Source organism: Pseudomonas edaphica (assembly GCF_965277385.1).
GTDB lineage: Bacteria > Pseudomonadota > Gammaproteobacteria > Pseudomonadales > Pseudomonadaceae > Aquipseudomonas > Aquipseudomonas edaphica.
In genome coordinates this window covers 5,266,134-5,291,294 of record NZ_OZ255725.1, presented here as the reverse complement: position 1 = coordinate 5,291,294, position 25,161 = coordinate 5,266,134, and the positions used below count along the sequence as shown (strand labels likewise).

The 25,161-nt window shown below is 60.5% G+C and carries 29 protein-coding genes; 12 read left to right on the top strand and 17 right to left on the bottom strand.

The window, feature by feature from the left end; all coding sequences use genetic code 11:
- Nucleotides 1-11: 11 nt before the first annotated feature.
- Nucleotides 12-1,196 (top strand): osmoprotectant NAGGN system M42 family peptidase, encoded by a 1,185-nt coding sequence (locus ACQY47_RS24155; RefSeq protein ID WP_017137817.1) that lies wholly within the window; start codon nt 12-14, stop codon nt 1,194-1,196.
- A gap of 80 nt (nt 1,197-1,276) precedes the next feature.
- The gene (locus ACQY47_RS24150; RefSeq protein WP_003192759.1) at nt 1,277-1,504 is read left to right on the top strand and encodes a YheU family protein; all 228 of its coding nucleotides are present in this window, start codon (nt 1,277-1,279) and stop codon (nt 1,502-1,504) included.
- Between the two features lie 7 nt (nt 1,505-1,511).
- Here ACQY47_RS24150 and csrA read toward each other — a convergent pair whose 3' ends face one another.
- Together csrA and ACQY47_RS24140 are read right to left on the bottom strand one after the other, a co-directional pair.
- Nucleotides 1,512-1,709: a carbon storage regulator CsrA gene (gene csrA, locus ACQY47_RS24145; RefSeq protein WP_017137818.1), complete on the bottom strand. Its 198-nt coding sequence runs from the start codon at nt 1,707-1,709 to the stop codon at nt 1,512-1,514.
- A 257-nt stretch (nt 1,710-1,966) separates the two neighbouring features.
- A complete protein-coding gene (locus ACQY47_RS24140; RefSeq protein WP_017137819.1) occupies nt 1,967-2,782 on the bottom strand; it encodes an SDR family oxidoreductase in 816 nt (271 codons plus the stop codon).
- A gap of 329 nt (nt 2,783-3,111) precedes the next feature.
- Here ACQY47_RS24140 and ACQY47_RS24135 point away from each other — a divergent pair, with 329 nt between their 5' ends.
- Nucleotides 3,112-3,264, top strand: coding sequence for a DUF3309 family protein (locus ACQY47_RS24135; protein ID WP_015885095.1), 153 nt, complete (start codon nt 3,112-3,114; stop codon nt 3,262-3,264).
- A 56-nt stretch (nt 3,265-3,320) separates the two neighbouring features.
- Here ACQY47_RS24135 and ACQY47_RS24130 read toward each other — a convergent pair whose 3' ends face one another.
- From ACQY47_RS24130 to ACQY47_RS24110, 5 genes are all read right to left on the bottom strand, one after another.
- The gene (locus tag ACQY47_RS24130) at nt 3,321-5,408 is read right to left on the bottom strand and encodes an LTA synthase family protein (RefSeq protein ID WP_428552510.1); all 2,088 of its coding nucleotides are present in this window, start codon (nt 5,406-5,408) and stop codon (nt 3,321-3,323) included.
- Nucleotides 5,409-5,816: 408 nt separating this feature from the next.
- Nucleotides 5,817-6,008, bottom strand: a complete 192-nt coding sequence (locus ACQY47_RS24125) for a PLDc N-terminal domain-containing protein (RefSeq protein WP_003172956.1) — start codon at nt 6,006-6,008, stop codon at nt 5,817-5,819.
- A gap of 67 nt (nt 6,009-6,075) precedes the next feature.
- Complete coding sequence (locus tag ACQY47_RS24120; RefSeq protein WP_017137821.1) at nt 6,076-6,606, bottom strand: hypothetical protein; 531 nt, start codon at nt 6,604-6,606, stop codon at nt 6,076-6,078.
- A 41-nt stretch (nt 6,607-6,647) separates the two neighbouring features.
- Nucleotides 6,648-7,163 carry an ankyrin repeat domain-containing protein gene (locus tag ACQY47_RS24115; protein ID WP_428552505.1) on the bottom strand — a complete coding sequence of 172 codons (516 nt, stop codon included), beginning with the start codon at nt 7,161-7,163 and terminating at the stop codon, nt 6,648-6,650.
- Nucleotides 7,164-7,262: 99 nt separating this feature from the next.
- Nucleotides 7,263-9,089 carry a long-chain-acyl-CoA synthetase gene (locus ACQY47_RS24110; RefSeq protein ID WP_428552502.1) on the bottom strand — a complete coding sequence of 609 codons (1,827 nt, stop codon included), beginning with the start codon at nt 9,087-9,089 and terminating at the stop codon, nt 7,263-7,265.
- A gap of 393 nt (nt 9,090-9,482) precedes the next feature.
- Here ACQY47_RS24110 and ACQY47_RS24105 point away from each other — a divergent pair, with 393 nt between their 5' ends.
- Nucleotides 9,483-9,761 carry a DUF3509 domain-containing protein gene (locus tag ACQY47_RS24105; RefSeq protein WP_016970113.1) on the top strand — a complete coding sequence of 93 codons (279 nt, stop codon included), beginning with the start codon at nt 9,483-9,485 and terminating at the stop codon, nt 9,759-9,761.
- 62 nt (nt 9,762-9,823) lie between these two features.
- On the opposite strand, the gene ACQY47_RS24100 is transcribed toward ACQY47_RS24105, so the two are convergent.
- From ACQY47_RS24100 to aroC, 4 genes are all read right to left on the bottom strand, one after another.
- Nucleotides 9,824-10,093, bottom strand: a complete 270-nt coding sequence (locus ACQY47_RS24100; RefSeq protein WP_017137824.1) for a response regulator transcription factor — start codon at nt 10,091-10,093, stop codon at nt 9,824-9,826.
- A 208-nt stretch (nt 10,094-10,301) separates the two neighbouring features.
- A complete protein-coding gene (locus ACQY47_RS24095; RefSeq protein WP_428552498.1) occupies nt 10,302-10,832 on the bottom strand; it encodes an acireductone dioxygenase in 531 nt (176 codons plus the stop codon).
- Nucleotides 10,829-11,992, bottom strand: a complete 1,164-nt coding sequence (locus ACQY47_RS24090) for an MFS transporter (RefSeq protein WP_017137826.1) — start codon at nt 11,990-11,992, stop codon at nt 10,829-10,831. The genes ACQY47_RS24095 and ACQY47_RS24090 overlap by 4 nt, the downstream gene beginning before the upstream one ends.
- Nucleotides 11,993-12,065: 73 nt before the next feature.
- Nucleotides 12,066-13,157: a chorismate synthase gene (gene aroC, locus ACQY47_RS24085; RefSeq protein WP_099548922.1), complete on the bottom strand. Its 1,092-nt coding sequence runs from the start codon at nt 13,155-13,157 to the stop codon at nt 12,066-12,068.
- Nucleotides 13,158-13,300: 143 nt separating this feature from the next.
- Between aroC and ACQY47_RS24080 the strand changes: the two genes are divergently transcribed.
- Nucleotides 13,301-14,263 (top strand): alpha/beta hydrolase, encoded by a 963-nt coding sequence (locus ACQY47_RS24080; RefSeq protein ID WP_017137828.1) that lies wholly within the window; start codon nt 13,301-13,303, stop codon nt 14,261-14,263.
- 99 nt (nt 14,264-14,362) lie between these two features.
- Nucleotides 14,363-15,169 carry a hypothetical protein gene (locus ACQY47_RS24075; protein ID WP_138452752.1) on the top strand — a complete coding sequence of 269 codons (807 nt, stop codon included), beginning with the start codon at nt 14,363-14,365 and terminating at the stop codon, nt 15,167-15,169.
- A gap of 77 nt (nt 15,170-15,246) precedes the next feature.
- Here the strand turns inward: ACQY47_RS24075 and prmB are convergent, their stop codons facing one another.
- A complete protein-coding gene (gene prmB, locus ACQY47_RS24070) occupies nt 15,247-16,155 on the bottom strand; it encodes a 50S ribosomal protein L3 N(5)-glutamine methyltransferase (protein ID WP_058420625.1) in 909 nt (302 codons plus the stop codon).
- A gap of 239 nt (nt 16,156-16,394) precedes the next feature.
- Here prmB and ACQY47_RS24065 point away from each other — a divergent pair, with 239 nt between their 5' ends.
- The 5 genes from ACQY47_RS24065 to ACQY47_RS24045 all read left to right on the top strand — a co-directional run bounded on the left by ACQY47_RS24065 (nt 16,395) and on the right by ACQY47_RS24045 (nt 19,173).
- Nucleotides 16,395-16,985: a cysteine hydrolase family protein gene (locus ACQY47_RS24065; RefSeq protein WP_017137831.1), complete on the top strand. Its 591-nt coding sequence runs from the start codon at nt 16,395-16,397 to the stop codon at nt 16,983-16,985.
- 136 nt (nt 16,986-17,121) lie between these two features.
- Nucleotides 17,122-17,442 carry a hypothetical protein gene (locus ACQY47_RS24060; protein WP_056861118.1) on the top strand — a complete coding sequence of 107 codons (321 nt, stop codon included), beginning with the start codon at nt 17,122-17,124 and terminating at the stop codon, nt 17,440-17,442.
- Nucleotides 17,443-17,517: 75 nt separating this feature from the next.
- Entirely contained in the window at nt 17,518-18,075 is a 558-nt protein-coding gene (locus ACQY47_RS24055) for a Smr/MutS family protein (RefSeq protein WP_017137833.1), read from the top strand.
- A gap of 78 nt (nt 18,076-18,153) precedes the next feature.
- Entirely contained in the window at nt 18,154-18,699 is a 546-nt protein-coding gene (gene folE / locus ACQY47_RS24050) for a GTP cyclohydrolase I FolE (RefSeq protein ID WP_003442011.1), read from the top strand.
- 102 nt (nt 18,700-18,801) lie between these two features.
- The gene (locus ACQY47_RS24045; RefSeq protein WP_017137834.1) at nt 18,802-19,173 is read left to right on the top strand and encodes a glutathione S-transferase N-terminal domain-containing protein; all 372 of its coding nucleotides are present in this window, start codon (nt 18,802-18,804) and stop codon (nt 19,171-19,173) included.
- A gap of 138 nt (nt 19,174-19,311) precedes the next feature.
- On the opposite strand, the gene ACQY47_RS24040 is transcribed toward ACQY47_RS24045, so the two are convergent.
- The 3 genes from ACQY47_RS24040 to ACQY47_RS24030 are packed head-to-tail and all read right to left on the bottom strand — an operon-like array spanning nt 19,312 to nt 22,239.
- Nucleotides 19,312-19,626: an AtuA-related protein gene (locus ACQY47_RS24040; RefSeq protein WP_017137835.1), complete on the bottom strand. Its 315-nt coding sequence runs from the start codon at nt 19,624-19,626 to the stop codon at nt 19,312-19,314.
- The gene (locus ACQY47_RS24035; RefSeq protein WP_428552487.1) at nt 19,623-20,945 is read right to left on the bottom strand and encodes an acyclic terpene utilization AtuA family protein; all 1,323 of its coding nucleotides are present in this window, start codon (nt 20,943-20,945) and stop codon (nt 19,623-19,625) included. The genes ACQY47_RS24040 and ACQY47_RS24035 overlap by 4 nt, the downstream gene beginning before the upstream one ends.
- Nucleotide 20,946: 1 nt before the next feature.
- Entirely contained in the window at nt 20,947-22,239 is a 1,293-nt protein-coding gene (locus tag ACQY47_RS24030) for a CitMHS family transporter (protein WP_138452847.1), read from the bottom strand.
- 111 nt (nt 22,240-22,350) lie between these two features.
- Between ACQY47_RS24030 and ACQY47_RS24025 the strand changes: the two genes are divergently transcribed.
- Entirely contained in the window at nt 22,351-23,247 is an 897-nt protein-coding gene (locus tag ACQY47_RS24025) for a LysR family transcriptional regulator (protein ID WP_428552483.1), read from the top strand.
- Nucleotides 23,248-23,312: 65 nt separating this feature from the next.
- On the opposite strand, the gene ACQY47_RS24020 is transcribed toward ACQY47_RS24025, so the two are convergent.
- Nucleotides 23,313-23,915 (bottom strand): glutathione S-transferase family protein, encoded by a 603-nt coding sequence (locus tag ACQY47_RS24020; RefSeq protein ID WP_428552480.1) that lies wholly within the window; start codon nt 23,913-23,915, stop codon nt 23,313-23,315.
- A gap of 10 nt (nt 23,916-23,925) precedes the next feature.
- The gene (locus ACQY47_RS24015) at nt 23,926-25,092 is read right to left on the bottom strand and encodes a PLP-dependent aminotransferase family protein (RefSeq protein WP_099548915.1); all 1,167 of its coding nucleotides are present in this window, start codon (nt 25,090-25,092) and stop codon (nt 23,926-23,928) included.
- Between the last annotated feature and the right edge of the window lie 69 nt (nt 25,093-25,161).

The following is a 25,161-nucleotide window of genomic DNA, read 5'->3' as shown; positions in this document are numbered from 1 at the left end:
CAGGAGTTTCCATGACCCGAACCATCCCCGAACCGGATCTCAACTACCTGCAGAAAGTGCTGCTGGAAATGCTTGCCATCCCCAGCCCCACGGGGTTCACCGACACCATCGTGCGCTACGTCGCCGAGCGCCTGGAAGAGCTGGGCATTCCCTTTGAAATGACCCGGCGCGGTACCATCCGCGCCACGCTAAAGGGCCAGAAAAACAGCCCCGACCGCGCTGTTTCCGCGCACTTGGACACCATCGGCGCCGCCGTGCGTGCGATCAAAGACAACGGCCGCTTGACGCTCGCACCGGTGGGCTGCTGGTCCAGCCGTTTTGCCGAAGGCAGCCGCGTCAGCCTGTTTACCGACAACGGCGTGATCCGTGGCAGCGTGCTGCCGTTGATGGCCTCCGGGCACGCGTTCAACACCGCCGTAGATGAAATGCCGGTGAGCTGGGACCACGTGGAATTGCGCCTGGACGCCTACTGCGCCACCCGCGCCGATTGCGACTCGTTAGGCATCAGCATCGGTGACTACGTGGCGTTCGACCCACTGCCGGAATTCACCGAGAGCGGGCATATCAGCGCCCGCCACCTGGACGATAAAGCCGGTGTGGCCGCCCTGCTTGCCGCACTCAAGGCGATTGTCGACAGCGGCGAACCGTTGCTGATCGACTGCCACCCGCTGTTCACCATCACCGAAGAAACCGGCAGTGGCGCCGCCGCCGCCCTGCCCTGGGACGTCAGTGAATTTGTCGGTATCGACATCGCCCCGGTCGCGCCCGGCCAGCACTCCAGCGAACACGCGGTGAGTGTGGCGATGCAGGATTCCGGCGGGCCGTATGACTATCACCTGTCCCGTCACTTGCTGCGCCTGGCCTCGGAGAATGAACTGCCGGTGCGCCGCGACCTGTTTCGCTATTACTTCAGCGACGCCCACTCGGCAGTTACCGCCGGCCACGATATTCGCACCGCGCTGCTGGCGTTTGGCTGCGATGCGACCCATGGCTATGAGCGCACACACATCGACAGCCTGGCTGCACTCAGCCGCCTGTTGGGCGCGTACATCCTCAGCCCGCCGGTATTTGCCAGCGACGCACAGCCGGCCCAGGGTTCGCTGGACCGGTTCAGCCATCAGATCGAGCACGAAACGCAAATGGAGAGCGACACCCGCGTGCCGTCGGTGGACAGCCTGGTCGGACAGAAGTCCTGACACTGGCAACTACTGGTAACTGCTGGTAACAAGGGCCCCCGGCGCAGTAGCATCGCCGGGTTCTTACCTGCGAGGCTTGTATGCTGATTCCCTACGACGCACTTGAAGTCGACACCCTGACCCGCCTCATCGAAGACTTCGTCACCCGCGACGGTACCGACAATGGCGACGACACGCCCCTGGAAACCCGCGTACTGCGCGTGCGCCAAGCGCTGACCAAGGGCCAGGCCCTGATCGTGTTCGACCCCGAGAGCGAGCAATGCCAGTTGATGCTCAAGCACGACGTGCCCAAGCATCTGTTTGACTGAGCAGGGTTCAGCGGTTGGGTTCGGCGTGGGTTTCTGTGGCCTGGCGTTCGAGGATCTTGCGATACACCTCGGCTCGATGGACATTCACACCCACCGGGGCGTCGATGCCGAATTTCACTTGGGTACCGTTGAGTTCGAGGATGTGCAGGGCGATGTCATCGCCGATGGAGATGACTTCGCCCACAGCGCGGCTTAAGACCAGCATGGCGGTTGTCCTTTTGGAGTGACAGGACCTTGACCATGCGCGATTGGATTTGGCGCAGCAATGGCTTGCAGTAAAATCAGGAAAGGCCTACGTAGCCCGGTAATTTTTCTGACAGACAAGCCCCAGTTTCTGATCGTTCCCACGCTCCGCGTGGTAACTCATCCGGTGACGCTCCGCGTCACGCCTTCAAAAGCGGGACGCGGAGCGTCCGGGGCGGCATTCCCACGCGGAGCGTGGGAACGATCATCATCATCCGCTCAGCCCTTGGTTGCCTGCGCCTTGGCGCGCATCTTGTCGGCCATCAGCGTCATCTCGTCATACAGCAACTGCGGGTTCTTTTGCTTCAACGCCCACGCCATGCGCCCCTGCTCGTGGGGCAAAATCATGAACTCCCCTTCTGCCACCCGCTGATAAATGTAATCGGCAATATCCGCCGCCGAAATCGGTGAACTCTCCAGCAACTTGCCGACCTGCGCCTTCATCGCAGGCGTTGGCCCACGGAATGAATCCAGCAGGTTGGTCTGGAAAAACGACGGGCATACCACATGCACACCGACTTCCTGCTGCTTGAGTTCCACCAGCAAACTCTCCGACAACGCCACCACACCAGCCTTGGCCACGTTGTAGTTGCTCATCGCCGGCCCCTGCATCAGCGCAGCCATGGACGCGATGTTGATAATCCGCCCTTTGCTCTTTTCCAGCAGCGGCAGGAACGCCTTGCAGCCCTTGACCACGCCCATCAAGTTGATCGCAATCTGCCAGTCCCAATCTTCCAGGGACAATTCGGCAAAAAAACCACCCGACGCCACGCCAGCGTTATTGACGATCACATCAATGCCGCCCAGCTTCACCTCGCAAGCCTGGGCAAAGGCGGTGAGCTGGCTGTAGTCACGCACGTCGCAGCGCTGGATAAAGCCATCGCCACCGGCCTCGCGCACCAGCTTCAGGGTTTCCTGCAAGCCTGGCTCGCTGACGTCCGACAAGGCCAACTGCCAACCCTCGCGTGCCCAGCGCAGCGCGATTTCGCGACCCAGGCCGGATCCGGCGCCAGTGATCATCATGCGATTTTGCATAGGTAAGTAGCCTTGTAGTTCACGGAAGAAGTGATCGGCAGTGTAGCGAAGGTTTTTCCTGCACCCACGCACCATCCAATTGATGAATGCCTCAGGCAAACCGCCAGCCAGGTAGCAGCCCGGCTTATAGCGTAAGTTCAATCTTTTTCAACTAAGTGCCCATTATTGCGAACGCATTAAAAGAAATAAGCCAGTGTGTGAAATGCTTTAAGAAACTATGGAATTTTCTCCACAACGGCACAGTCGGAGTTGTTAAGGCGTCCGTAAATAAACCCACGGGCCTGTCGTTAAACAACCGGTCTTTTCAGAAGGCCTACAAGGAAAAAAACATGAGCCTGATTCTGATCATAATTCTGATCCTGCTGCTGGTCGGCGGCCTGCCGGTGTTCCCGCACTCTCGTAACTGGGGCTATGGCCCGTCGGGTATTCTGGGTGTGGTGCTGGTGGTGCTGCTGGTACTGTTGCTGCTCGGCCGGATATAAAATCCGGACAAAAAAAAGAGGCCTTCTAGAAGGCCTCTTTTTTTATGCCCGGATTATTAGTCCGGCTTGCCGTCGATCACACCGGCGGTGTTATCCAACAGGCTCTTGGTGGCCGTCTGCAGGAACGACTCAAGTTTCTGTTTCAGCGCGGCTTCGTCCGGCGATTCAGGAATCACCTTACCGGTCGGGTTAGCGCCCAGTTCGTATTCCCACAGTTTCGGTGGCATCTCTTTAGGCAGTACCAGGATGCGGTCAGCAGTGACCAGGGCGACGGTCTGGTCGCTGCCCGACGGTTTGATCACGCCAAAGCCCTTGTCGCCTTCCGGCAGGTTCAACAAGTCGCGGCCCCAGCACTGGTGCAAGGTGTCGCCACCCAGGCGGCCCATGATGGTCGGCACGATGTCGATCTGGGTACCCACGGTGTGGTCACGCTCGCCGAACTTCTCCTGCATGCCCGGTGCAATCATCAGCATCGGTACGTTGAAGCGGCCCAGGTCCATCTCGGTGATCTGCTGTTCATTACCAAAACCGTGGTCACCCACGATCACGAACAGGGTTTCCTTGAAGTACGGCTCTTTACGCGCCTTTTCAAAGAACTGGCCCAAGGCCCAGTCGGAGTAACGCATGGCCGTCAAATGCTCGTTGAGGCTGCCACGGTCGGTGACTTTCTCGACCGGCAAGGGCGTCGGCAACGCATACGGCGTGTGGTTGGACAGGGTTTGCAGCAGGGCGTAGAACGGCTTGCCGCCTTCGCGGGCCTTCAATTCTTCCAGGCCACGGTTGAACATGTCCTGGTCGGACACGCCCCACGTCGGGTCGGAGAACACCGGGTTAACGAAGTCGTTGCGCCCGATGAAGTTGGTCATGCCCTGGTTGCTGAAGAAGCCCGACTGGTTGTCCCAGGCGAAATCGCCGTTGTAGACATACACGTCGTCAAACTTGCGCGCGCTGAGCAACTGCGGCAGGCCCGACAGCTTGTGGCTGCCTTCCGGGGTCTGCATCAGGTATTCGAAACCCGGCAGGTTCGGGAAGCACGCCATGGTGGCGAACATGCCCTGGTGGGTGTGGGTGCCGTTGGAGAAGAAACGGTCGAACAACAGGCCTTCCTTGGACAGTTTGTCGAAGTACGGCGTGATGTTGCCTGGGCGGCCCAGTGCGCCGACCGAGTGACCGGCGAAGCTTTCCATCAGGATCACCACGACGTTCTTGATCGGCAGGGTTTTCTCGGCCGGTGGCGTGTAGTCACGGCGCACGGCGGCGGTGTCGGTATCCACCAGTTTCTCTTGCGGCAACACCAGCATGTCACGCACGGTCTGGGTAGCCTGCGGCTGGTCCAGCGTGGCTTTCCAGATATTCGAGCGCTCTTCGGAGAAGCGCGACTTGGCTGCGGCGATCAACGACAGGGTGCCGTTCAAGCCCAACTGGTTGGCGAAGTTCGAGTCGGTGGTGTAGACATCACCCCAGCGCAGCGGCGGGCCTTGGCGCAGGGTGCCACGAATGGCGACCACGGCGATCAGCAGGCACACCACGAACACCGCAATGCGGCTGTACCACGGAGCAACCTGGCGAGTGCCGACGGTGCCGCCGCTGAACGGACCACGTGGGCGTGTCGCACGGTCGGCGCCCTTGAAGGCGATGCTCAGGATCAGCGTGCCTACGGCCCAGGCCAGCAGGTAGCGCACCACCGGGAAACCGTACCAGAGCATGCTCATTACAGTTTTCGGGTCTTCTTTCACGTATTGGAAGACCAGGCCGTTGAGCCGCTGGTGAAACTCGCGGTAGAAGTCCATCTCCATCAGGCCCAGGAACAGGGCAATGCTGGACGCGATGGTCAGCCAAAAACGGAAGAACCCGCGCGCCGCCATGGCCCGTACGCTGAACAAGGCCAGCAGCAGCGGAACCAGCGCGTACATCACAAAGCGGATGTCGAAGCGCGTGCCGTTGACGAAGGCTTCGAGGAAGGTCGAGGCCGGCGTGTCGAGGATCATCTCGCGGTTGTAGGCCAGCAGCGCCAGGCGCAGCAGGGAGAACATCACCATCATGACCAGCGCGCAAAGCAGCGTGTATGCCAGATGGGATTTGACGGTCGGTTGCAGCAAGCGATTAGAAGCTCGCTGCTGACTCAGGGCGTCCGGGTTTGCCATGTCGTTCTAGGACCCATTGGAAGTTTAAGTTTCGAAATTATGCAGTGGCGTCCGTCCCTCGCCCAGGCTGGCTGGGGTAGGCGGTTAACGCGGTGGCGCAAATGGTGCCCGATCAATGGCATCAACGCTATTAATTACTGAACGTGCGCCGTGGCCCGGCCTTTAATGGCACGTGAGTTAGAGCCTTGGGAGAGCCGTAAAACCGCCGAATTGTCTTGGAAAAGATGTGAAAATTGTGTGCAGCGAATAGTTTCGACACACAAAATCCTGAGTACGCTGAAAACCAATGTGGGAGCGGGCTTGCCCGCGATTGCAGTGTGTCAGTCAAAACATCTGATACTGATACACCGCCATCGCGGGCAAGCCCGCTCCCACAGGGAGGGTGCTCACTTCAAATCAAGTGAACGATCAAATCCGCACGTTACCGCGCGGCCCGGCAATCGCCCAGATAATCAGACCCAGTACCGGCAGCAACAGGATCAGCAGGATCCACAGCACTTTGGCGCCGGTGCTGGCGCCACTTTTGAACACGTTGATGATCGCCCAGATATCCAGCGCCAGGATGATCAGGCCGATAAGACCGTTGAAAGTGGAACCCATGGTGTCGCTCCTAAGTGAGGGCATGCACTTGTAGGATAGTCAGCGTTTGCCTGGGTTCCGTTTTATTTCAGACGTGCACAGCGACTTTCAAGGCTTCCAGTGACGGCTCGGCCTTGATCCCCACTTCGGCGCACAGTTGCAACACGCGCGGCAGGTCATTGCCGTACACCAGCACCGCCTGGATCTCGTCATCGAGCAATTGGCTGAAGTTAAGCAACACATAGCCGCCATCTTCGGGGCTCAACGCGCTCATCTGGATCTGGATGCGGTTCAGCGCGGTGAGGTCTTCGGTCTTGGCCAACTGCTTGGGCTTGAGGTTGAACGCCACGCCCGGGCCGAACGAGGCGACGATCTGCGCGAACAGATCGCCATAGGTGTCGGCCTGGAACAGCACCGTGTCCGGCAGGCTGCCAACCACTACCCACTCACCCAGAGGGATAGGGAACGTGTCGTCGTAGTTGATATCCGGGTTCGCCGCCAGAAACGCCACCGGGTCCGCGTAGGCTTGGGCGGCTTCTGTGGCGATGCGCGCCACCTCGTCCTCGCCCATGACGCCGGCGCTGATTTTGCTGATAAGTTCGACGAGGGCGGTTTGCATGGGAAGGTCCTGTGGCGGGCTGGTTTTTGAGGGCGCGTAGCCTACACCAGTTTCTGCAACCGCGCCGCCGTATCCGCCGCGCCCATGGTTTGCGCGGCAGCCAGCGCGGTCGCGCCCTGGGCATCGACGGCCTTGGGGTTGGCGCCCTGGCCGAGCAGGTAGTCGACCATTTCGGTGCGGTTGAACATCGCGGCCAGCATCAGCGCTGTGCGCCCGTCCGGGGAGGTTGCATCCACCGGCGCGCCGCCGTCGATCAACGCCTTCACCACCGGCAGGTTGCCTTTGAACGCTGCACCGGCGATCGGCAGCTGATTTTTGTCGTTGGCAATCAGTGGGTCGGCTTTGAACTCGAGCAACACTTTTACCGCTTCGACATGGCCGTGGTAGGCAGCGAGCATCAATAAGGTGTCGCCGTTGTGATTACGAAAATTGGCCGGCAAGCCTTTGGCCAGCAGCGCAGCCAGCATCGCTGCATCGCCTTTGCGGGCCACATCAAAAACCTGCTCGGCGAATTCGGCGGCTTCATCGTCGGTCATTTGTTTGGGCTGGTCTGACATGCGGGGGCTCCTTGTCTGCGAATGTGTATAAGGCGCTCAGTGTCGCGAGGGAGTTCCCCGCTGTCATGGCTTTTTTGTCAAAAGCATTCATAGCCAGAATCAATAACGGAACTGCCCGCCCTGGATCTGCGCCAGTAATAGCCCGGTGACCGGTACATAACTGTCGGAGCCGGGCAGCCACGCGTACACCGGGTCGTTACCGGCCTTGTCCGGGTCGAAGGCTTCCTCCTTGAGCTTGACCTTCTGGTATTTGAAGGTGCCGGTGGTTTCCATCTTGACCTTGATGCGCAAAAACAACGGCACCGCATAGTGCGGCAACTGGCCGTGGGCAAACTGCAACAGCTCACGCATGTCCAGGGCCGCCAAGGACTCGCTTGGCGTGATGGCGACCATGCCTGCGCGGCCATTGGTGTTCTCGATCTCGACGCCATAGGCCACCACTTCGGCGATCTGCGGGTGCTGCAACAACACGTTTTCCACTTCGGTGGTGGAGACGTTTTCGCCCTTCCAACGGTACGTATCGCCCAGTCGGTCGACAAATTGCGCATGGCCAAAGCCAATACTGCGCAGCAAGTCGCCGGTATTGAAGTAGCGGTCCCCCTTCTCGAACACGTCCGTGAGCACCACCTTGCGGTTCTTTTCCGGGTCGGTGTAGCCGTCGAACGGCGACTTTTCATCGATCCTGGCCAGCAGCAAGCCCTGCCCGCCGGTTTGCACCTTGCGCAGGAAACCATCGCTGCCACGCAGCGGCTCACCGGTTTCGTGGGAGTACTCCACCAGCGCCCAATGCTGCAGGCAAAAGCCGATGGTGTTGTCGAAATTCAGCACATTGGTAAAACCGATGTTGCCGTCGCTGGCGGCATACAGCTCGCAGATGTGCTCGACGCCATAACGCTGCTTGAACTGCGCCCAGACACCGGGACGCAAGCCATTGCCGACCATCTTGGTGACTTTATTGTCGCGATCCTGCGCACTGGGCGGCTGGTCCAGCAGGTAGCGGCACAGTTCACCGACATACCCCAGGGTGGTTGCGTTGAATTTGCGCGCATCGTCCCAGAACTGGCTGGCGCTGAATTTACGCCGGATGGCGAAACCCGATGCGCCGATAATCGCCGAACCCCAGCACACGCACAGGCCCGTGGCGTGGTACAGCGGCAAAGTGCAATACAGAACGTCGTGCGGCCCCATGTCGAGGGCGATGCTGCCGAAACTCACCGCCGTCTTGGTCCAGCGCCCGTGTTTCATGATGCCGGCCTTGGGCAAACCGGTAGTGCCGGAGGTGTAGATATAGAAGCAGGGGTCGTTGAAGAAGATTTGTCCGCTGCTGGCAGGGTTGTCCACCGGGCTGTCAGCGCTGGCGGCCATCAGGTCGGTGTAGCCCTGCGGCACCGCGTTTGAGGACTGATCCGCCACAAACCAGCTGCGTTCGGCCGCAATCGACACTTGCTCGCGCACCGCCGCATAGGCGTCTACCAATTCTGCACCTGCCACGATCGCCGCCGGGTTCACCAGGTTCAGGCTGTGCACCAGCGCAGCCTGGGTTTGCGCGGTGTTGAGCATGGCGCAGATACCGCCCAGCTTGGCCACGGCCAGTACGCTGAGGAGCAGTTCCGGGCGATTTTCAATAAACAGCGCGACCACATCACCCTTGCCGATGCCCTGCGCGTGCAGGTAATGCGCGATACGATTGGCGCGCTGGTTGGCTTCGCGGTAGCTGAGCACGCTGTCGCCGTACAACAACGCCGCGCCCTCGGGGTTGCGCAACGCAGCCTGTTCAAAGTGCCAACCGAGGCCGCAAGGCTGAGCGGGGTCGGTGACATTCGCGGCGCGCATGCCACGCACTACGCGTGGCAAAGCTCGAACAATCGCAGGCACCTTACGTAAGAGCTTGCCCCACGTGATCATGTCGTCTTGCTGATGGCTCATGGCGGAACGTCCTTTTTCTTATTCTTCGTATGATCCAGACATAGCGGCAGCCCTATAGGCAGATGCCGAATGCCATGCGGGAAAATACGCCTGCCATTCTTTGACTGTACATGCGGGATTTGAAAAGTTTTGTATCCCGAGTCGGCCTCCACCGAAAAGGAATTTTGCCCAACCGAGGCGGTCTTTATCTTCGAGGCTGACCTGAAACAGCTGGCGCGAATAACGCAAAATGCAGGATGCACGATGGCCATTCATGCAAATTGCACGAAACCGAAAATCTGTAAAATTTTTAACTGATTGATTTATAAAGACTTTTTCAGATATCCAATACTGGCACAATCACTGCACCTATCTCTCCATGCTTGCCAACTTGAGCCAACGGAGCTGATAGACATGAGCCTGATCCAAGATAAATTCGCTTCTGTATTCTCCCAATACGACGTCACCACTCAGCCACGTCCAGACGGCGGTATCCTGCTGACCCTGCGCAACAGCGAAGGCAAACAGGTCAAGCGTTCGATCTCGTATCAACAGCTGCACACCGCTGACCAACTGACCTGGGTGATCAGCGCGATCCGCCGCGACCTGGCCGAACAAGCCAGTGAGCTGCCACAGATTTCGATGCTGCAAAGCCAGAACCGCTTTGCCCTGCCGACCTACCACTCGGCATAAACCACCGATAACCAAAAAGGGCCGCGACGCTTACAGGCGTCGCGGCCCTTTTTTGTGTGGTTTCAGCACAAGCCTTGTCGGCTGGCCTCATTCATCGCCTGTACGCGGTTGGTGACTTCCAGCTTGCCGTAGATATTGCGCAGATGGAATTTCACCGTGGCTTCAGAGGTTGCCCGGATCTGACTGATTTCCCAGACGGTCTTGCCTTCCGAGGCCCAGCGCAAAATTTCCAGCTCTGTCGGGGTGAGGGGCTTGCCGCCCAGGCTCAGACGTCTTCTAACGGTCATCGGCGCGTCCACCGGCGTGCGACACGACTGTTCTGGGCCACTCATTGTGCTCTCTCCTTTTGTAGTGGATGCCCTATCACCTTTCGGATTCCTGCTATTGACAGGTGATATAAACATCGAGTCTGCAGAGAGTTACATAACGAATGGATTGAAAGCACAGGGCGCAGCAGAAACAGCTACGCCTTACAGATAATCAGGCTTATTCCCACAACAACTTCCAACTTGCCTGGGTTGAACATTTAAATATCTGTGCTTAGTCGTCCAAGCCCGGGAAGCCATCGGCAATAGCATCGCCGGTGAGTTGAGGCTCACAGCCTTTAGCTGTGTTGAACAAACGCAAGGTGACAAAGTGCGGGTTCTCGCCCATGTCGAACCAATGCGGCACGCCGGCCGGAATCACCAGCAGGTCATTTTTCTCACAACGCACGGCGTATACATAGTCGCCCAGGTGCAGGTTGAACTGGCCTTGGCCTGCGATGAAGAAATGCACTGCGTCTTCGCTGTAGCGGCGTTCACTGAGGAATTGCGCACGCAGTTCAACGTTCTGTGCCGGATCGCCCGCCGCCCTAAGCACCTCCACGGCGGCGTAGCCAAGGGCATCGATCTGCGGCTGGTACGCGGCGATCATGTCTGCGTCGCTGGCGCCCTTCTCAATCGGCGCCGGATGCCAGCGCGCAAAACGCACACCGTGGTCGGCCAGCGTCGAGACGATATCGTCGAAATGGGTCAGGACCTTGTTCGGGGTATCCGGTGTGGCGGCAGCGTAAACAGCGACATAACTCATTGCTCGGTTCCTGTAGTCGGTTCTTGCAATCGAAGGCCAATGATAATGGCGGCGGCCAGGGCGGCGACGCTGGCGATGCTGAAGGTCAGGGTCGGCCCCAGCAGGTTCCAGCTGTAGCCGGCGTAAAGGGCACCCAACGCGCCCCCGGTGCCGGCCAGCGCGGCATACAGCGCCTGGCCCTGGCCTTGTTGTCTGGCGCCGAAACTGCGTTGTACAAAGGCGATGGCGGCCGCATGAAAGCTGGCGAACGTGGCGGCGTGCAGCACTTGCGCCAGCAGCAATACCCAGAAAATTTCAGCGAATGACCCCAGCAGCAACCAGCGGATAGCCGCCAACACGAAACTGGCCAGCAGCACCCGCCGCACCGAAAAACGCGTCAGGATCCGGCTCATGGCCAGGAACATCAGCACCTCCGCGACCACACCCAGCGCCCACAGCATGCCGATCACGCCACGGCTATAACCCAAATGTTCAAGGTGCAGGGTCAGGAAGGTGTAATACGGGCCATGGCTCATTTGCATCAAGGCCACGCAGGCATAAAACGCCAGTACGCCGGGGCTGCGCAATTGCTTGAGGAAACCGTCACCGGCCAGGCGATTGCCCTGGACGGCGGGCTGCGCGTTCGGCACCCACAGGCTGGCGCCAATAATGCCGGCCATGATCACCACGACCACCACCGGGTAAATGTCCAGGCTCAGCCCGTCGAACAGGCGGCCCATGATCACCACGGTGAGGATAAAACCGATGGAGCCCCACAGGCGGATCTGGCTGTAGCGCGCGGTTTGCTTTTGCAGGTGCGCAAGCGTGATCACTTCAAACTGCGGCAACACCGCGTGCCAGAAGAACGCATGCAGTGCCATCACCAGGGCCAGCCAGGCGTAGGTTTTGCTGAAGAAGATCAGCGAGAAACTCGCCAGGGTACACACCGCGCCAAAACGCACGATGGCCAGGCGCCGGCCGGTGTAGTCGCCGAGCCAGCCCCACAGGTTGGGCGCCACGCAGCGCATCAGCATGGGGATGGCCACCAGCTCGCCGATACGCGCGCTGGAGAACCCCAAGTGGTCGAAGTACAGCGCCAGGAACGGCGCCGTCGCCCCGAGCAGGGCGAAGTAGAAGAGGTAGAAGCTGGAGAGGCGCCAGTATGGGAGGCTTTGCGTCATATTGTGGGGGGCTGCTGCGCAGCCCAGCGGGAGCAAGCTCCCTCGCCGCAGCAAGCTCGCTCGCCACACACCGTCACAGCTGGCCCAACACCGGCGTACTCACCTGCACATCGGCGTTTTGCCCACGGTTGCGCAGCAGGTGGTCCATCAACACGATGGCCATCATCGCCTCGGCAATCGGCGTGGCGCGGATGCCCACGCACGGGTCGTGGCGGCCCTTGGTGATCACGTCCACCGGGTTGCCATGCACATCGATCGAACGGCCCGGCGTGGTGATGCTCGACGTGGCCTTGAGCGCCAGGTGCGCAACAATCGGCTGGCCGGAGGAAATACCGCCGAGGATGCCGCCCGCGTTATTGCTGAGGAAACCTTGCGGCGTCATTTCATCGCGATGCTCGGTGCCGCGCTGGGCGACACAGGCAAAACCGGCGCCGATCTCCACGCCCTTGACCGCATTGATGCTCATCAGCGCGTGGGCCAGCTCGGCGTCGAGGCGGTCGAAGATCGGCTCGCCCAGGCCCGGTTTGACGCCTTCGGCGACCACGGTAATCCTGGCACCCACCGAATCCTGATCGCGGCGCAACTGGTCCATATAGGCTTCCAGTTCCGGCACCTTGTCCGGGTCGGGGCTGAAGAAGGCGTTGTCGTCGACGCTGTCCCAGGTCTTGAACGGGATCTCAATCGGGCCCAATTGGCTCATGTAGCCACGGATCACGATGCCCTGGGTGGCCAGGTATTTCTTGGCGATGGCACCGGCGGCCACGCGCATGGCGGTTTCACGCGCCGAGCTGCGGCCACCGCCACGGTAGTCGCGCTCACCGTATTTGTGGTGGTAGGTGTAGTCGGCGTGGGCCGGGCGGAACAGGTCCTTGATCGCCGAGTAGTCCTTGGACTTCTGGTCGGTGTTGCGGATCAACAGGCCAATGGCGCAGCCGGTGGTGCGACCTTCGAACACGCCGGAAAGAATCTCGACTTCGTCGGGCTCCTGGCGCTGGGTAGTATGGCGGCTGGTGCCGGGCTTGCGGCGGTCGAGGTCACGCTGCAGGTCTTCCAGAGACAACTCGAGGCCTGGCGGGCAGCCGTCGACAATGGCGACCAACGCCGGGCCATGGCTTTCGCCCGCGGTGGTGACAGTGAACAGCTTGCCGAAGGTATTGCCGGACATGCAGGGCGCTCCGTGAAATCAGTTGAATCAACTCAACCGTAATAACTTAAGGCAGCCAGTATACGCAGGCTAACCGAGTAGTTCATCCTCGAAACCTTACCGGTAGACGTTGGTCCAACCGGCACCTTCCTGATGATGGCGTGATGATGCTGCGAGTTTTGCTTTTGACCCTTACCCTGTTTTCCAGCCTTGGCTTCGCCGCCTCCCCCGTCGTGCTGCAACGGCCGATCAGCCTGGACACCGGCAGCGGCGAGCTGTTTGGTTCGCTTCTGCTGCCAAAATCCGACAAGCCCGTGCCCGTGGTGCTAATCATCGCCGGCTCCGGCCCCACCGACCGCAACGGCAACAGCGCCGATGGTGCGCGCAACGACAGCCTCAAGCGCCTGGCCTGGGTGCTGGCGCGCAATAACATCGCCAGCGTGCGCTACGACAAACGCGGCGTGGCCGCGAGCCTGGCCGCCACCCCCGACGAACGCAACCTCACCCTGGACGCCTATGTGGCCGATGCGGTGGCCTGGGGCAAGCTGCTCAAGGCCGACAGCCGCATGGGCCAGTTGATCGTGCTGGGCCATAGCGAAGGTGCGCTGGTCGCCACCCTCGCCGCGCCGCAACTCGACCCGGCCGGGGTTATTTCGCTGTCCGGCAGCGCCCGGCCGGTGGACCAGGTGATCCGCCAGCAACTGGCCGATCATCTGCCCCCTGCCCTGTTGCTGCGCAGCAATGAAATTCTCGACCACCTTAAGGCCGGCCAGGTGGATGCCGATGTACCGCGCCCGCTGGAAGGCATTTTCCGCCCCAGTGTGCAGCCGTACCTGATCAGCCTGTTTCGTGCCGACCCGTCGGCCGCCTTCGCCAAACTGAACATGCCGGCTCTGATCATCCAGGGCACCAACGATATCCAGGTCGGCGTGGCGGATGCCCAGCAGTTGCAAGCGGCCAAGCCCGACGCACAACTGAGCGTGATTCAAGGCATGAACCACGTGATGCGCATCGTGCCCAAGGGTGTAAAGGAACAGCTTGAGTCGTACAACGACCCCAAACTGCCCCTCGCCGCCGAGCTGGGCCAACGCATCGTGCGCTTTATCGACGGACTTCAACCCCGTTAAGCGATTATTTGCCTCCAGTCCTGAATAAAACGGCCGATAAGCCCAGAGTCGACAGTAAAAAGACTGTCGGCTCGCCGGGCTTGGACAGGATCGCGCCGCATGACTACCACCGAAGCAACACCCGAATCTACCGCCGACACCCCGGCCGAAAAACCCGAGGCTGTCGAGGCCGCGGCCCTGCCGTGGGCGGACGTTCAGGCCGAACACTTCAAGATGCTGCGCCTGGCGCCCCTGGCCACTGATCGTGCCACCGGCGCACGGCCGCTGCGGTTCGTACAGTTTGGCTATACCGAACGCCATGACAAGAAACACAGCCTGTTACGCATGGTGATCCAGTTGCCCGGCCAACGTGTGCGCCGCGAGCAGAATCACCTGGATATCTGGGTCGATCACGAGACGCACCGTGTGCACTTCGGCCCGGGTAACAGCCTGGAAATTGAACCGGCCAACCGTGGCCTGGGACGCTTTCTGGTGGCACAGGCCGCCGCGTGGGCGAAAAAGAAGTGGTCACATTACCGCGTAGACGGCGTGGACCTCGCCAACAAGGATGCACTCAACGAAGCCACGCGCCTGCGTCGCGATCATTTCCTGCGCATCCAGGGTTTTGATGTGGCCTACGCCGATGTGCAGCACCTCAAAGGGAACGTGCAACCCGGCAAAGTCAGCGAAGTGCTGGACAGCTGGAACACCGAGAAGGTGCAGTACGTGGAGATCCTCGAAGCTGCGCAAATGCTGCAGCAGGCCGAGCAGAACCTGGCCGAGCAGGAAGTGAAGCTGCGCAAGGAAGAAGAAAAGGTCACCAAGTTCAAGCGCGAGGACAGTGGGCTGCGCTTTACCATTACGTGCCTGGTGGCGTTTACGGTGTTTCAGGCGGGGCTGTTGATCTGGATTGCCACACACCGCTGAAAGGTTGGAATGCATTCCAAATGTGGGAGCTGGCTTGTCGGCTCCCACACTGATCGCGTTCCTATTGCGGAATGAAGTTAAACCCGCGCCGCAAACACCGCCTGATGCGCCCGGCACTGCTCAGCCGTCAGCATGAACACACCGTGCCCGCCGCGCTGGAAGTCCAGCCAGGCAAAGTCGACTTCCGGGTACAGCGCCTCGACGTGCACCTGGCTGTTGCCGACTTCAACAATCAGCAAGCCCTTCTCGGTCAGGTGGTCGGCGGCCTCGGCCAGCATGCGTCGCACCAGGTTCAGACCATCGTCGCCGCAGGCCAGGCCCAGTTCCGGCTCGTGCTGGTACTCATCCGGCATGTCGGCGAAGTCTTCGGCATCCACGTACGGCGGGTTGGACACGATCAAGTCAAAACGCTGGCCCGGCAGGCCATCGAAGCCGTCGCCCTGCACGGTGTAGACGCGTTCATCGACACCATGACGCTCAATGTTCTGGTTAGCCACTTCCAAGGCTTCGAAGGACAAGTCGCCCAGCACCACTTCGGCGTCCTGGAACTCGTAGGCACAGGCGATGCCGATGCAACCGGAGCCGGTGCACAGGTCGAGAATGCGCGCCGGCGGCTGGGCCAGCCATGGCTCGAAGCGGTTTTCGATCAACTCGCCAATCGGTGAACGCGGGATCAACACGCGCTCATCGACGATAAACGACATGCCGCAGAACCAGGCTTCCTTCAACAGGTAGGCGGTAGGGACACGCTCGTGGATACGCTTGTGCAGCAAGCGCTGCACATGGGCGACTTCCTCTTCTTCGAGGTTGCAGTCCAGGTAGCTGTCGGCAATTTCCCAAGGCAGGTGCAAGGCGCCGAGCACCAATTGCCGGGCTTCGTCCCAGGCATTGTCGGTGCCATGCCCGAAAAACAGGTCTTCCCCATGGAAACGGCTGACAGCCCAACGGATGTGGTCGCGCAACGTGCGCAGGCGGGAGGTAATCACGGGGGCAAGCTCCTGGAAAAAACGACTGGCGATTCTAACAGCCTTCGCCTGTACCGACGATGTACGAAAACCCTTCACCATCTGTCGGAAATCATTCAAATTGCCATCATTGCGCTGATCAAGCCCACCTCTTGACATGGCTGCACGTCAACAACGGCGTACCTTACGATGGTAGCGATTCACAGAACCGCTCAGCCAGTGGACAATGTGACAAAAGCCCCCCTCACAGGAGCCCCAGAATGTCCGTTCCAAAGACGATGTTTCAACTCAGCGGTCGCGGTTACGCAGCAGCCAACCTGAACCATGCGACCCTCGTGATCATCGACGCCCAGAAGGAATACCTCAGCGGCCCACTCGCCCTGTCCGGCATGGACGCGGCGGTCGACAACATCAAGCAGCTTGTGACAGCCGCGCGTAATGCCGGGCGCCCGATCGTGCATGTACGTCACCTTGGCACCGTCGGGGGCCTGTTCGACCCGCAGGGCGAGCGCGGCGAATTCATCCCTGGCCTGGAACCCCAAGGCGATGAAACCATCATCGGCAAACTGCTGCCCAGCGCGTTCCATGGCACCGGCCTGGAGAAACACCTGCAAGACCTCGGCTCCCTGGACTTGATCGTCTGCGGTTTCATGAGCCACTCCAGTGTCAGCACCAGCGTGCGCGCCGCCAAGAACCTGGGCTTTCGCTGCACCCTGGTGGAAGACGCCTGCGCCACCCGTGACCTGCCTTACAAAGGTGGCATCCTGAGCGCCGAGCACGTACAGCAAACTGAAATGGCCATCATGGCCGACAACTTCGCCACCCTCGCGTTGACCAAAGATCTGATCTGATCGCCCTTGAGATGAGCGGCGTATTTATTGCCCCGCTCATCCGCAAAGCCCTCTCATTTGGCGCATTTACCGCTGCTGTCGGAACAACCTGTGTATCTTCCGGTCGAAGGGCCGATACCCTGGAGGAAAGGTCGGAATGAAGATATCCGATGGTTTTGACGCTCGTCGCTTGCGCCCCAAAGGCCCGAGCAATTGGCGTCTGCGCCTGGTAGCCGGCTTTGCCGCGTTGCTGGCCATTGTAGGTTTGCTGTTGGCCGGCGCTGGTGGCGCCGGCCTGTTTGGTCATTCGCCGGCCCTTGGCGAGTTGAATGCCAGCCCCGGCGGTTCGGCTATCCTGTTGGTAATCGGGCTGCTGGTGCTGTGGTTGGGTGTGTGGTTATGGCGTCGTAGCCGTCGGAAAATGCGTCAGCCGCTGTCACTGAACATCGCTTCGCACTTGATGAAAAAGCACGACTGATGGCGCTTGGATAGCGTTTCCTGCGCCCTGGCCGCCGCGATTTAGGTAAACTGCCCGCCCTTCGCGGAGGCTGACATGCAAGACGACGATTTTTCCCTGTTCAAAAACGAGCTGCGCGGCGTCAAGCCGATCAAGCATGATCGTGCCGACACCGGTAAACCCAAGGCCGACCGGGCGCAGATCGCCAAGTTGCGCCAGGCCGCGACCGTGCGCACCGACGCCACCACGGTGGATGGCCTGTCCGACCAGTTCGTGATCGATGTAGGCCCCGAAGACGAGCTGATGTGGGCTCGCGACGGCGTGCAGGAAAGCCAGATGCGCAAGCTCAAGATCGGCCAGATCCCGTTCGAAGGCAGCCTCGACCTGCACGGCATGAACGTGGAAAAAGCCCGCGAAACCCTTTGGGCCTTCCTGGCCGAAGCGACCAAATTCGAAATCCGCTGCGTGCGCGTCACCCACGGCAAGGCCGTGCGCCTGGACGGCAAGCGTCCCATGATCAAGAGCCACGTCAATACCTGGCTGCGCCAGCATGCCCAGGTACTCGGTTTTACCTCCTGCCAGGCCCGCCACGGCGGCGCCGGTGCGGTGTATGTGATGCTCAAGCGCACCATGATGGAAGGGCGCGACGAGTAACAAGTGCCATCGTCAGGCTTGCAGCGATGTGCCCGCCACCGTAACCTTGCGCTTTGCGAAAATCCCACAGGTAGTTTCATGTCCCTGGAACAGAATTACACCGCGATCCTCGGCCAGCTCGGCGAGGACGTTTCCCGCGAGGGCCTGCTCGACACGCCAAAGCGTGCCGCCAAGGCGATGCAGTACCTTTGCCGCGGCTATGAACAGACGCTGGAAGAAGTCACCAACGGTGCCTTGTTCAGCTCCGACAACAGCGAAATGGTGCTGGTCAAGGACATCGAGTTGTACTCGCTGTGCGAACACCACCTGCTGCCGTTTATCGGCAAGGCGCATGTGGCGTATATCCCGAGCGGCAAAGTGCTGGGCCTGTCGAAGGTTGCGCGGATTGTCGACATGTATGCGCGCCGCCTGCAGATCCAGGAAAACCTCAGCCGCCAGATCGCCGATGCCGTGATGCAAGTGACTGGCGCCCTGGGCGTGGCGGTGGTGATCGAAGCCAAGCACATGTGCATGATGATGCGCGGTGTGGAGAAACAGAATTCGTCGATGATCACTTCGGTGATGCTGGGTGAGTTCCGCGAAAACGCGGCCACCCGCAGCGAATTCCTCAGCCTGATCAAGTAACAGGCTGCGTAAGGAAAAGCCGGCGTTCATCGCCGGTTTTTTTTCGCCCGCGAAATTCAGGTAAGCTGCGGCCCCTTCTTCATGGGCAAGAGGTTTTCAGCCATGTTCGTCAAAGCACTTCGAGTGGGTCTCGGCCAAATCATCATCGCGGGCGACTTCCTGACCCGCCCGCGCAAAAAGCAGCGTTCTGCCGAGCAACAGGCACAGGTCAACGCGGCGGCCAAGGAACTGACGCTGTATCAGTTTCACGCCTGCCCGTTTTGCGTGAAGACTCGCCGCACCCTGCACCGCCTGAATGTGCCGGTGGCGCTCAAGGACGCGAAAAACAACGAACAGGACCGCCAGACCCTGCTGGAGCAAGGCGGCAAGATCAAAGTGCCGTGCCTGCGTATCGAAGAGAATGGCCAGACCACCTGGATGTATGACTCCAAGGTGATCATTGATTACCTCGACAAGCGGTTTGCCGCGGTCTGACAGCCGCTGAAGAACCCAAGTGGGAGCTGGCTTGTGTGGGAGCTGGCTTGCCTGCGATGCAGGCACCTCGGTGATTCAGGTAGACTGAGTTGATGCTATCGCAGGCAAGCCAGCTCCCACATTTGTTTGGCTGTGTAATTAAGTCAGTATTACCAGATCCAATAAGGCCGACCCCAGGCACTTGCCATGGGCGTCCAGCGCCAGCGAGCGGGTCACGCCGCCGCGCAGGATCCCCGGCAGCACGAAGTTCAGCGCCTGCACGTTGGGCAATTCATAACGCCGCACCGGCGCTGCGCCCGGCTCACGCAAGCCGGCAAAAAACGTGGCGACGCGCTCGGGCGTGAGCTGTTCGCACAGCAACGGATAATCCTCGGCGCGGTAGGCGATGATCGAGATGTTCGAAGTGTCGCCCTTATCGCCGGTACGGGAATGGGCCAGTGTGTGCAGTTTCATGCTTCGATCCTCGGGTTGACCACGCTGCGGGGCAGCAATAACGACGCTACTGCCACCACCTGGCGCACACTTTTACTCGCGCCGCCGCCGCCCGACGGACCATTGGTGTAGAGGGTTTCCACTTCATTGCCAACCCGCACCGCTTCGCTGCGCTCTTCACAACGGGCGGCCACGCGCAGGCGCACTTCCCAGGGCTCGACGCTGCTGCGTGGGCCGTGCAATGAATCCATGCCAATCAGCTCGGCGCGTAGCTCTTGCATCTTTACGCCCATCAGTTCCAGGCGCTTGAGTACGATATCCCGCGCCAACTCAGCCCGTGCGACCGCGCCTGGGCCGCCGTAGGACATCTGCCCTTCACCGATCCATCCGTCCAGGTAACCCACGCTGACCTTTAACTGTTCAGGCCGAGCGCGACCACTGGCGTTTTGGACACGGACGCGATCCACGCCCTCCTCCACAAAGCTCACTTGAGAAAAGTCTGCCGTCACGTCCGGCGTGAGATAAGCCGCCGGGTCGTGTACTTCGTAGATCATCTGCTCGGTGCACGTCGCACGGCTGACCCGCCCGCCTGAGCCCGCCACCTTGGTGATCACAGCCTCGCCATCGGCATCGATTTCAGCCAACGGGAAACCCAGGCGTGCCAGCTCATCCACATCCTTGAAACCGGGATCGGCAAAATAACCGCCGCTGACCTGGCCCGCGCATTCCAGCAAATGCCCGACCAACGTGCCGCGCCCCAGGCGCTGCCAGTCGTCCGCAGCCCAGCCGAACTCAAACATCTGCGGTGCCAAAAACAGCGACGGGTCGGCCACGCGCCCGGTGATCACCACATCGGCATCGGCGCGCAAGGCTTCAAGGATGCCGTCGACGCCCAGGTAGGCGTTCGCGGATATCAACCGCGCGCCCAAAGAGCCAACGGTCTGGCCGTTATCCAGCAAAAACCCGGGCTGTAAAACCTCCAACACGTCATCGCCCACCACCGCCACGACCTTGAGGTCCTGGCCCAACTCGTTGGCAACCCGCCGCACTTCAACGGCCGCCGCCACGGGGTTGGCCGCGCCCATATTGGTAATTACCCGCAGGCGACGGTGGCCCTTCAAGCCAACAAATGGCAACACCCGGCGCATACGCTCGCTCAGCAGTGGGTCGTAACCGCCCTGCGGGTCGCTGATACGCGCCTGTTGCGCCAGGGCAATGGTGCGTTCGGCCAGGCATTCGAACACCAGGTAATCCAGGTCGCCCTGTTCGGCCAGTTCCACGGCAGGCTCGATACGGTCGCCGGAGTAGCCGGCGCCGGAACCGATGCGCAAGGTTTTCATCTCAAATCACTCCCAGGAGCAATGCGGTCAGGGTCATCAACACCGACGCAGCAAACAGAAACGGAATAGTGAAGCGCTGGTGATCGGCCAGTTCGATCTTGCACAGGCCCACCAGCAGGAAGGTCGCAGGCGTCAGCGGGCTGACCGGGAAACCGGTGGTGTGTACGCCCAGCAACGAGGCCTGGGCCACTTGCAGCGGGTCGACGCCCAGGGCTTTGCCGACCTCGGCGATCACCGGCATCACACCGAAATAGTAGGAATCGGGGTCAAACAACATGCTCAACGGCATGGAAATAAAGCCCACCACCGCCGGGATCAACTTGCCGTGGCCGGCGGGAATCTGTGCGACCGCCACCTCGGCAATCGCCTTGAGCATGCCAGTGCCTTGCATGATGCCGGTGAACACGCCAGCGGCGAGCAGGATACTGGCCATGGTCAGGGCGGTTTTCGCATGGGCATCGATGCGCGCCCGTTGGGCATCCACATTCGGGTAGTTGATGCACAGCGCCACCACGGTGCCGAGCATAAACATCACCACCGGGTCGACCCAGCCGGCAATCATCACCACCATTACCAGCACGGTCAGCAACAGGTTGACCCAGAACAGCCGTGGGCGCCGCAGCTTGATGTCCTCTTCGCTGAGCACCCGTTGCGGTACCGCCTCCACCGAGGAACCGGCGCCCAGGCCCAGGCGTTTTTCTTCACGACGGCCCAGCCACCAGGCGCAGGCAAACACGAAGACCAGGCCGACGATCTGCACCGGGATCAGCGGCTGGAACAGGTCGGCCACCGGCACATGCAAGGCCGCCGAAGAGCGCAGCACCGGGCCGGTCCACGGCAGGAAATTGACCCCGGCGGCCATGGCGCAGACACACGCAAGGATGCGCTTGTCGATGCCCAACCGCGTATACAGCGGCAGCATCGCCGGCACCGTCACCAGAAACGTCACCGCGCCGGAGCCGTCCAGGTGCACCAGCAGCGCGAGGGTCGCGGTGCCGACCACAATCCGCGTAGGACGCGTGCCTACGGTGCGCAGGATGCGATCAATGATCGGGTCGAGCATGCCGGCGTCGGTCATGATCCCGAAAAACAGAATCGCGAACACAAACATGCCCACCACTGGGGCGACGTTCTTGATTCCGGTAATGATAAAGGCGCTGGTTTGCAGGCCGAAACCGCCGAGCAGTGCGGCGATGATCGGCAAGGCGATCAGCGCCACCAGTGGCGACAGGCGTTTGCTCATGACGGCAGCGAGCAGGCACAGGATGGTGATGACACCCAGGGTTGCGAGCATGGGTTACTCCAGAGCGGCCTTGGTGGCCGGTTATTGTTTTCCCTGGAGTATTGGAAGCAGGTTAGTCTTTGTAAATTGGAATATTCGGCCTGGCACGTTCGGAAAAACAAAATGAAGAACAGTATCCAACACATACAAGCCTTTTTAGCCGTAGCCCGTACCGGCAGTTTCACCAAGGCCGCCAACGAGTTGCACTTATCGCCCTCAGCCCTGACGGTGCAGGTGCAACAACTCGAAGACTGGCTTGGTGTCGCCCTGCTCGACCGCAGCCCTCGTCATGTGAGCATTACCGCCGCCGGCGAGGACGCACGCGGCCCCATGGAAAAACTGTTGCTGGACCTGGACAACATCGTCACTGGCTCGCGCGACCTCGCCGCCCTGCGCCGCGGCGTGGTCACCATCGCCGCACTGCCCTCGGTATGCGCCGGCGCCCTGCCGCCGGCCTTGCGCCTGTTTCGCGAACGCTTTGCCGGCATCGAAGTACGTTTGCATGACCTGGTCGCCCATCGCATTCATGCACAGGTGCGCGAAGGCGTGGTGGACTTTGGCATTGGTGTGCGCGCACGGCTGAGCCACGGCCTGGTGTTTTTGCCGGTGCTCAATGATCGGTTGTGTGCGTTTGTGCCACTGTGCCATCCCCTCGCCCACCATCGGCGGCTGACCCTGGAGCAATTGGCGGACCAGCCAATCATCCTCACCGGGCGCGACAGCAGTGTGCGTGAGCAGGTGGACGCGTTGTTTGATCAGACACGGCTGACAATGAATGCTGGCATGGAAGCCAACTACATGTCGACGGTACTGGCGTTGGTGCGCCAGGGGTTGGGCATCAGCGTGTTGCCGGAGTCGGCGGCGGACAGTTTGCAGGGGTTGAAGCGCATCAATATTGACCATCCCGGCGTGAATCGCGAGATCGGGTTGATCAGTCGCAGCGGGATGGGCCTTAGCCCGGCGGCGCAGCGTTGCTTTGAGCTGCTGAGTGATGAGCTGTCTGGCACAACATCGAACTGAAACTGGACACTATCAATGTGGGAGCCAGCTCCCACACAAGCCAGCTCCCACATGTCGATCCGCGTTTAATCAAGCATCGCTACATGTTTTGGATGACTGGCCACCCGCGCCAGCCACGCCTGCACACCCGGATAAGCGTCCAGCTCAAACCCACCCTCCTGGGCCACATGGGTATAGGCATACAACGCCACATCGGCGATGGAGAATTGATCGCCTACCAGATACGGGGTCAGTTGCAGTTGGCGCTCCATGACCTTGAGGGCCTTGTAGCCACCTTTGTGCAGCTTCTTGTATTCCTCAAGACGGTCTGCGGGCAAGCCCAGGTAAAACTGGATAAACCGCGCCACCGCAATATACGGTTCGTGGCTGTACTGCTCGAAAAACTGCCACTGCAACACTTGCGTGCGCAGGCGTGGCTCGGACGGCAAAAATTCGCTGCCATCGGCCAGGAAGTTGAGAATCGCGTTGGACTCCCACAGGCAAGTGCCGTCTTCAAGTTCCAGCACCGGGATCTTGCCATTGGGGTTCTTGGCCAGGAACTCAGCAGTCTGGGTGTCGCCCTTGAGGATGTCGACATCGATCCATTGGTACGGGATGCCCAGCAGGTTGAGCATCAATTTGACCTTGTAGCAGTTGCCCGACTTGTAATCGCCATAAACCTTGTACATGGGGCTCCCCTTATGCCGCTTGCGCGTGCTGTGCTTGACGGACCACCGCGGCCAGGCGCTTGAGACCTTCGTCCAGACGGGCCGGGTCGATATGGCTGAAATTGAGGCGCAACGAACCCAAGTGTTGATCGGGCTCGGAAAAGAACGGTTCACCGGGCATGAACGCCACGTCCTGATCCAATGCTTGCGCCAACAAGGTGCGGGTGTCGAGGGGTTGTTTCAAGGTCAGCCAGAAGAATAATCCACCTTGAGGCACTTGCCAGTCGGCCAGGTCGCCAAAGTGGCGCTCCAGAGCCGACTGAAAGGCATCGCGACGCTCGCGGTAAAAGTCGCGTAACTGCGCCAGGTGTTGCTGGTACTTTTGCGTGCCGATCCACTGCATCGCTTGCCACTGGCCGATGCGGTTGGTGTGCAGGTCGGCCGATTGCTTGAGCTTGAGCAGGTGCGGGAACAAATCCTCGCTGGCGATCAGGTAACCGACGCGCAACCCCGGCAACAGGGTCTTGGAGACGGTGCCGGTGTAGATCCAGCTGGCTTTTTTCAACCGCCCGGCGATGGGCTGCGCACTGGCGCCGTCGAATGTCAGCTCGCGGTAGGGCTCGTCTTCGATCAGGGTTACGCCGAATTCATCGAGCAAGGCGGCCACGGCTGCGCGCTTGGCCTCGCTGTAGCGCACGGCCGAGGGGTTCTGGAAGGTCGGGATGAGGTAGATGAACGCCGGGTGATGGCGTTCGAGGCTGGCGCGCAGCGCGGCCAGGTTCGGGCCGTCGGCCTCCAGTTGCACGGTGAGGCAATCGGCGCCGAACAGTTGGAAAATCTGCAAGGCGGCCAGGTAGGTCGGGCCTTCCAGCAAGACTTCAGTGCCCTTGTCGATGTACAGCTTGGCCGCCAGGTCGAGGGTTTGCTGGGAGCCGCTGACCACCAGCACCTGACTGGCCTGGCACGGTAAGCCCAAGGCGCGGGCCTCGGCGGCGAGCAGTTCACGCAGTTGCGGCTCGCCTTCGCTCATACCGTATTGGCCGATGTTCAGTGGCAGTTCATCCCAATTCAGTACCGGCAACATGGCTTCGGCGGGCAGGCCACCGGCGAACGACATCACTTGCGGGCGCTGGGCCGCCGCAAGAATTTCACGGATCAAGGAGCTTTTGAGGCGCGTAACACGTTCAGAGAAGGCCATAGGGTCACCGGTAGCGAAGTCGGGGGCAAATACGTCAAACTGGTTGACCGAAATTACGACGACTCGCGT

What these genes read in the sequence shown, in the direction of transcription:
- ACQY47_RS24140 (WP_017137819.1), bottom strand. Translation starts at nt 2,782, where the DNA reads ATGCAAAATCGCATGATGATCACTGGCGCCGGATCCGGCCTGGGTCGC.
- ACQY47_RS24090 (WP_017137826.1), bottom strand. Translation starts at nt 11,992, where the DNA reads ATGACGCAAAGCCTCCCATACTGGCGCCTCTCCAGCTTCTACCTCTTC.
- ACQY47_RS24030 (WP_138452847.1), bottom strand. Translation starts at nt 22,239, where the DNA reads ATGCTCGCAACCCTGGGTGTCATCACCATCCTGTGCCTGCTCGCTGCC.
- folE (WP_003442011.1), top strand. Translation starts at nt 18,154, where the DNA reads ATGTCCCTGGAACAGAATTACACCGCGATCCTCGGCCAGCTCGGCGAG.
- ACQY47_RS24060 (WP_056861118.1), top strand. Translation starts at nt 17,122, where the DNA reads ATGAAGATATCCGATGGTTTTGACGCTCGTCGCTTGCGCCCCAAAGGC.
- ACQY47_RS24025 (WP_428552483.1), top strand. Translation starts at nt 22,351, where the DNA reads ATGAAGAACAGTATCCAACACATACAAGCCTTTTTAGCCGTAGCCCGT.
- ACQY47_RS24055 (WP_017137833.1), top strand. Translation starts at nt 17,518, where the DNA reads ATGCAAGACGACGATTTTTCCCTGTTCAAAAACGAGCTGCGCGGCGTC.
- ACQY47_RS24100 (WP_017137824.1), bottom strand. Translation starts at nt 10,093, where the DNA reads ATGAGTGGCCCAGAACAGTCGTGTCGCACGCCGGTGGACGCGCCGATG.
- ACQY47_RS24080 (WP_017137828.1), top strand. Translation starts at nt 13,301, where the DNA reads ATGATGCTGCGAGTTTTGCTTTTGACCCTTACCCTGTTTTCCAGCCTT.
- ACQY47_RS24065 (WP_017137831.1), top strand. Translation starts at nt 16,395, where the DNA reads ATGTCCGTTCCAAAGACGATGTTTCAACTCAGCGGTCGCGGTTACGCA.
- ACQY47_RS24150 (WP_003192759.1), top strand. Translation starts at nt 1,277, where the DNA reads ATGCTGATTCCCTACGACGCACTTGAAGTCGACACCCTGACCCGCCTC.
- ACQY47_RS24135 (WP_015885095.1), top strand. Translation starts at nt 3,112, where the DNA reads ATGAGCCTGATTCTGATCATAATTCTGATCCTGCTGCTGGTCGGCGGC.
- ACQY47_RS24155 (WP_017137817.1), top strand. Translation starts at nt 12, where the DNA reads ATGACCCGAACCATCCCCGAACCGGATCTCAACTACCTGCAGAAAGTG.
- ACQY47_RS24125 (WP_003172956.1), bottom strand. Translation starts at nt 6,008, where the DNA reads ATGGGTTCCACTTTCAACGGTCTTATCGGCCTGATCATCCTGGCGCTG.
- ACQY47_RS24045 (WP_017137834.1), top strand. Translation starts at nt 18,802, where the DNA reads ATGTTCGTCAAAGCACTTCGAGTGGGTCTCGGCCAAATCATCATCGCG.
- ACQY47_RS24040 (WP_017137835.1), bottom strand. Translation starts at nt 19,626, where the DNA reads ATGAAACTGCACACACTGGCCCATTCCCGTACCGGCGATAAGGGCGAC.
- ACQY47_RS24015 (WP_099548915.1), bottom strand. Translation starts at nt 25,092, where the DNA reads ATGGCCTTCTCTGAACGTGTTACGCGCCTCAAAAGCTCCTTGATCCGT.
- csrA (WP_017137818.1), bottom strand. Translation starts at nt 1,709, where the DNA reads ATGCTGGTCTTAAGCCGCGCTGTGGGCGAAGTCATCTCCATCGGCGAT.
- aroC (WP_099548922.1), bottom strand. Translation starts at nt 13,157, where the DNA reads ATGTCCGGCAATACCTTCGGCAAGCTGTTCACTGTCACCACCGCGGGC.
- ACQY47_RS24115 (WP_428552505.1), bottom strand. Translation starts at nt 7,163, where the DNA reads ATGTCAGACCAGCCCAAACAAATGACCGACGATGAAGCCGCCGAATTC.
- ACQY47_RS24035 (WP_428552487.1), bottom strand. Translation starts at nt 20,945, where the DNA reads ATGAAAACCTTGCGCATCGGTTCCGGCGCCGGCTACTCCGGCGACCGT.
- ACQY47_RS24020 (WP_428552480.1), bottom strand. Translation starts at nt 23,915, where the DNA reads ATGTACAAGGTTTATGGCGATTACAAGTCGGGCAACTGCTACAAGGTC.
- ACQY47_RS24120 (WP_017137821.1), bottom strand. Translation starts at nt 6,606, where the DNA reads ATGCAAACCGCCCTCGTCGAACTTATCAGCAAAATCAGCGCCGGCGTC.
- ACQY47_RS24095 (WP_428552498.1), bottom strand. Translation starts at nt 10,832, where the DNA reads ATGAGTTATGTCGCTGTTTACGCTGCCGCCACACCGGATACCCCGAAC.
- ACQY47_RS24075 (WP_138452752.1), top strand. Translation starts at nt 14,363, where the DNA reads ATGACTACCACCGAAGCAACACCCGAATCTACCGCCGACACCCCGGCC.
- ACQY47_RS24105 (WP_016970113.1), top strand. Translation starts at nt 9,483, where the DNA reads ATGAGCCTGATCCAAGATAAATTCGCTTCTGTATTCTCCCAATACGAC.
- ACQY47_RS24130 (WP_428552510.1), bottom strand. Translation starts at nt 5,408, where the DNA reads ATGGCAAACCCGGACGCCCTGAGTCAGCAGCGAGCTTCTAATCGCTTG.
- ACQY47_RS24110 (WP_428552502.1), bottom strand. Translation starts at nt 9,089, where the DNA reads ATGAGCCATCAGCAAGACGACATGATCACGTGGGGCAAGCTCTTACGT.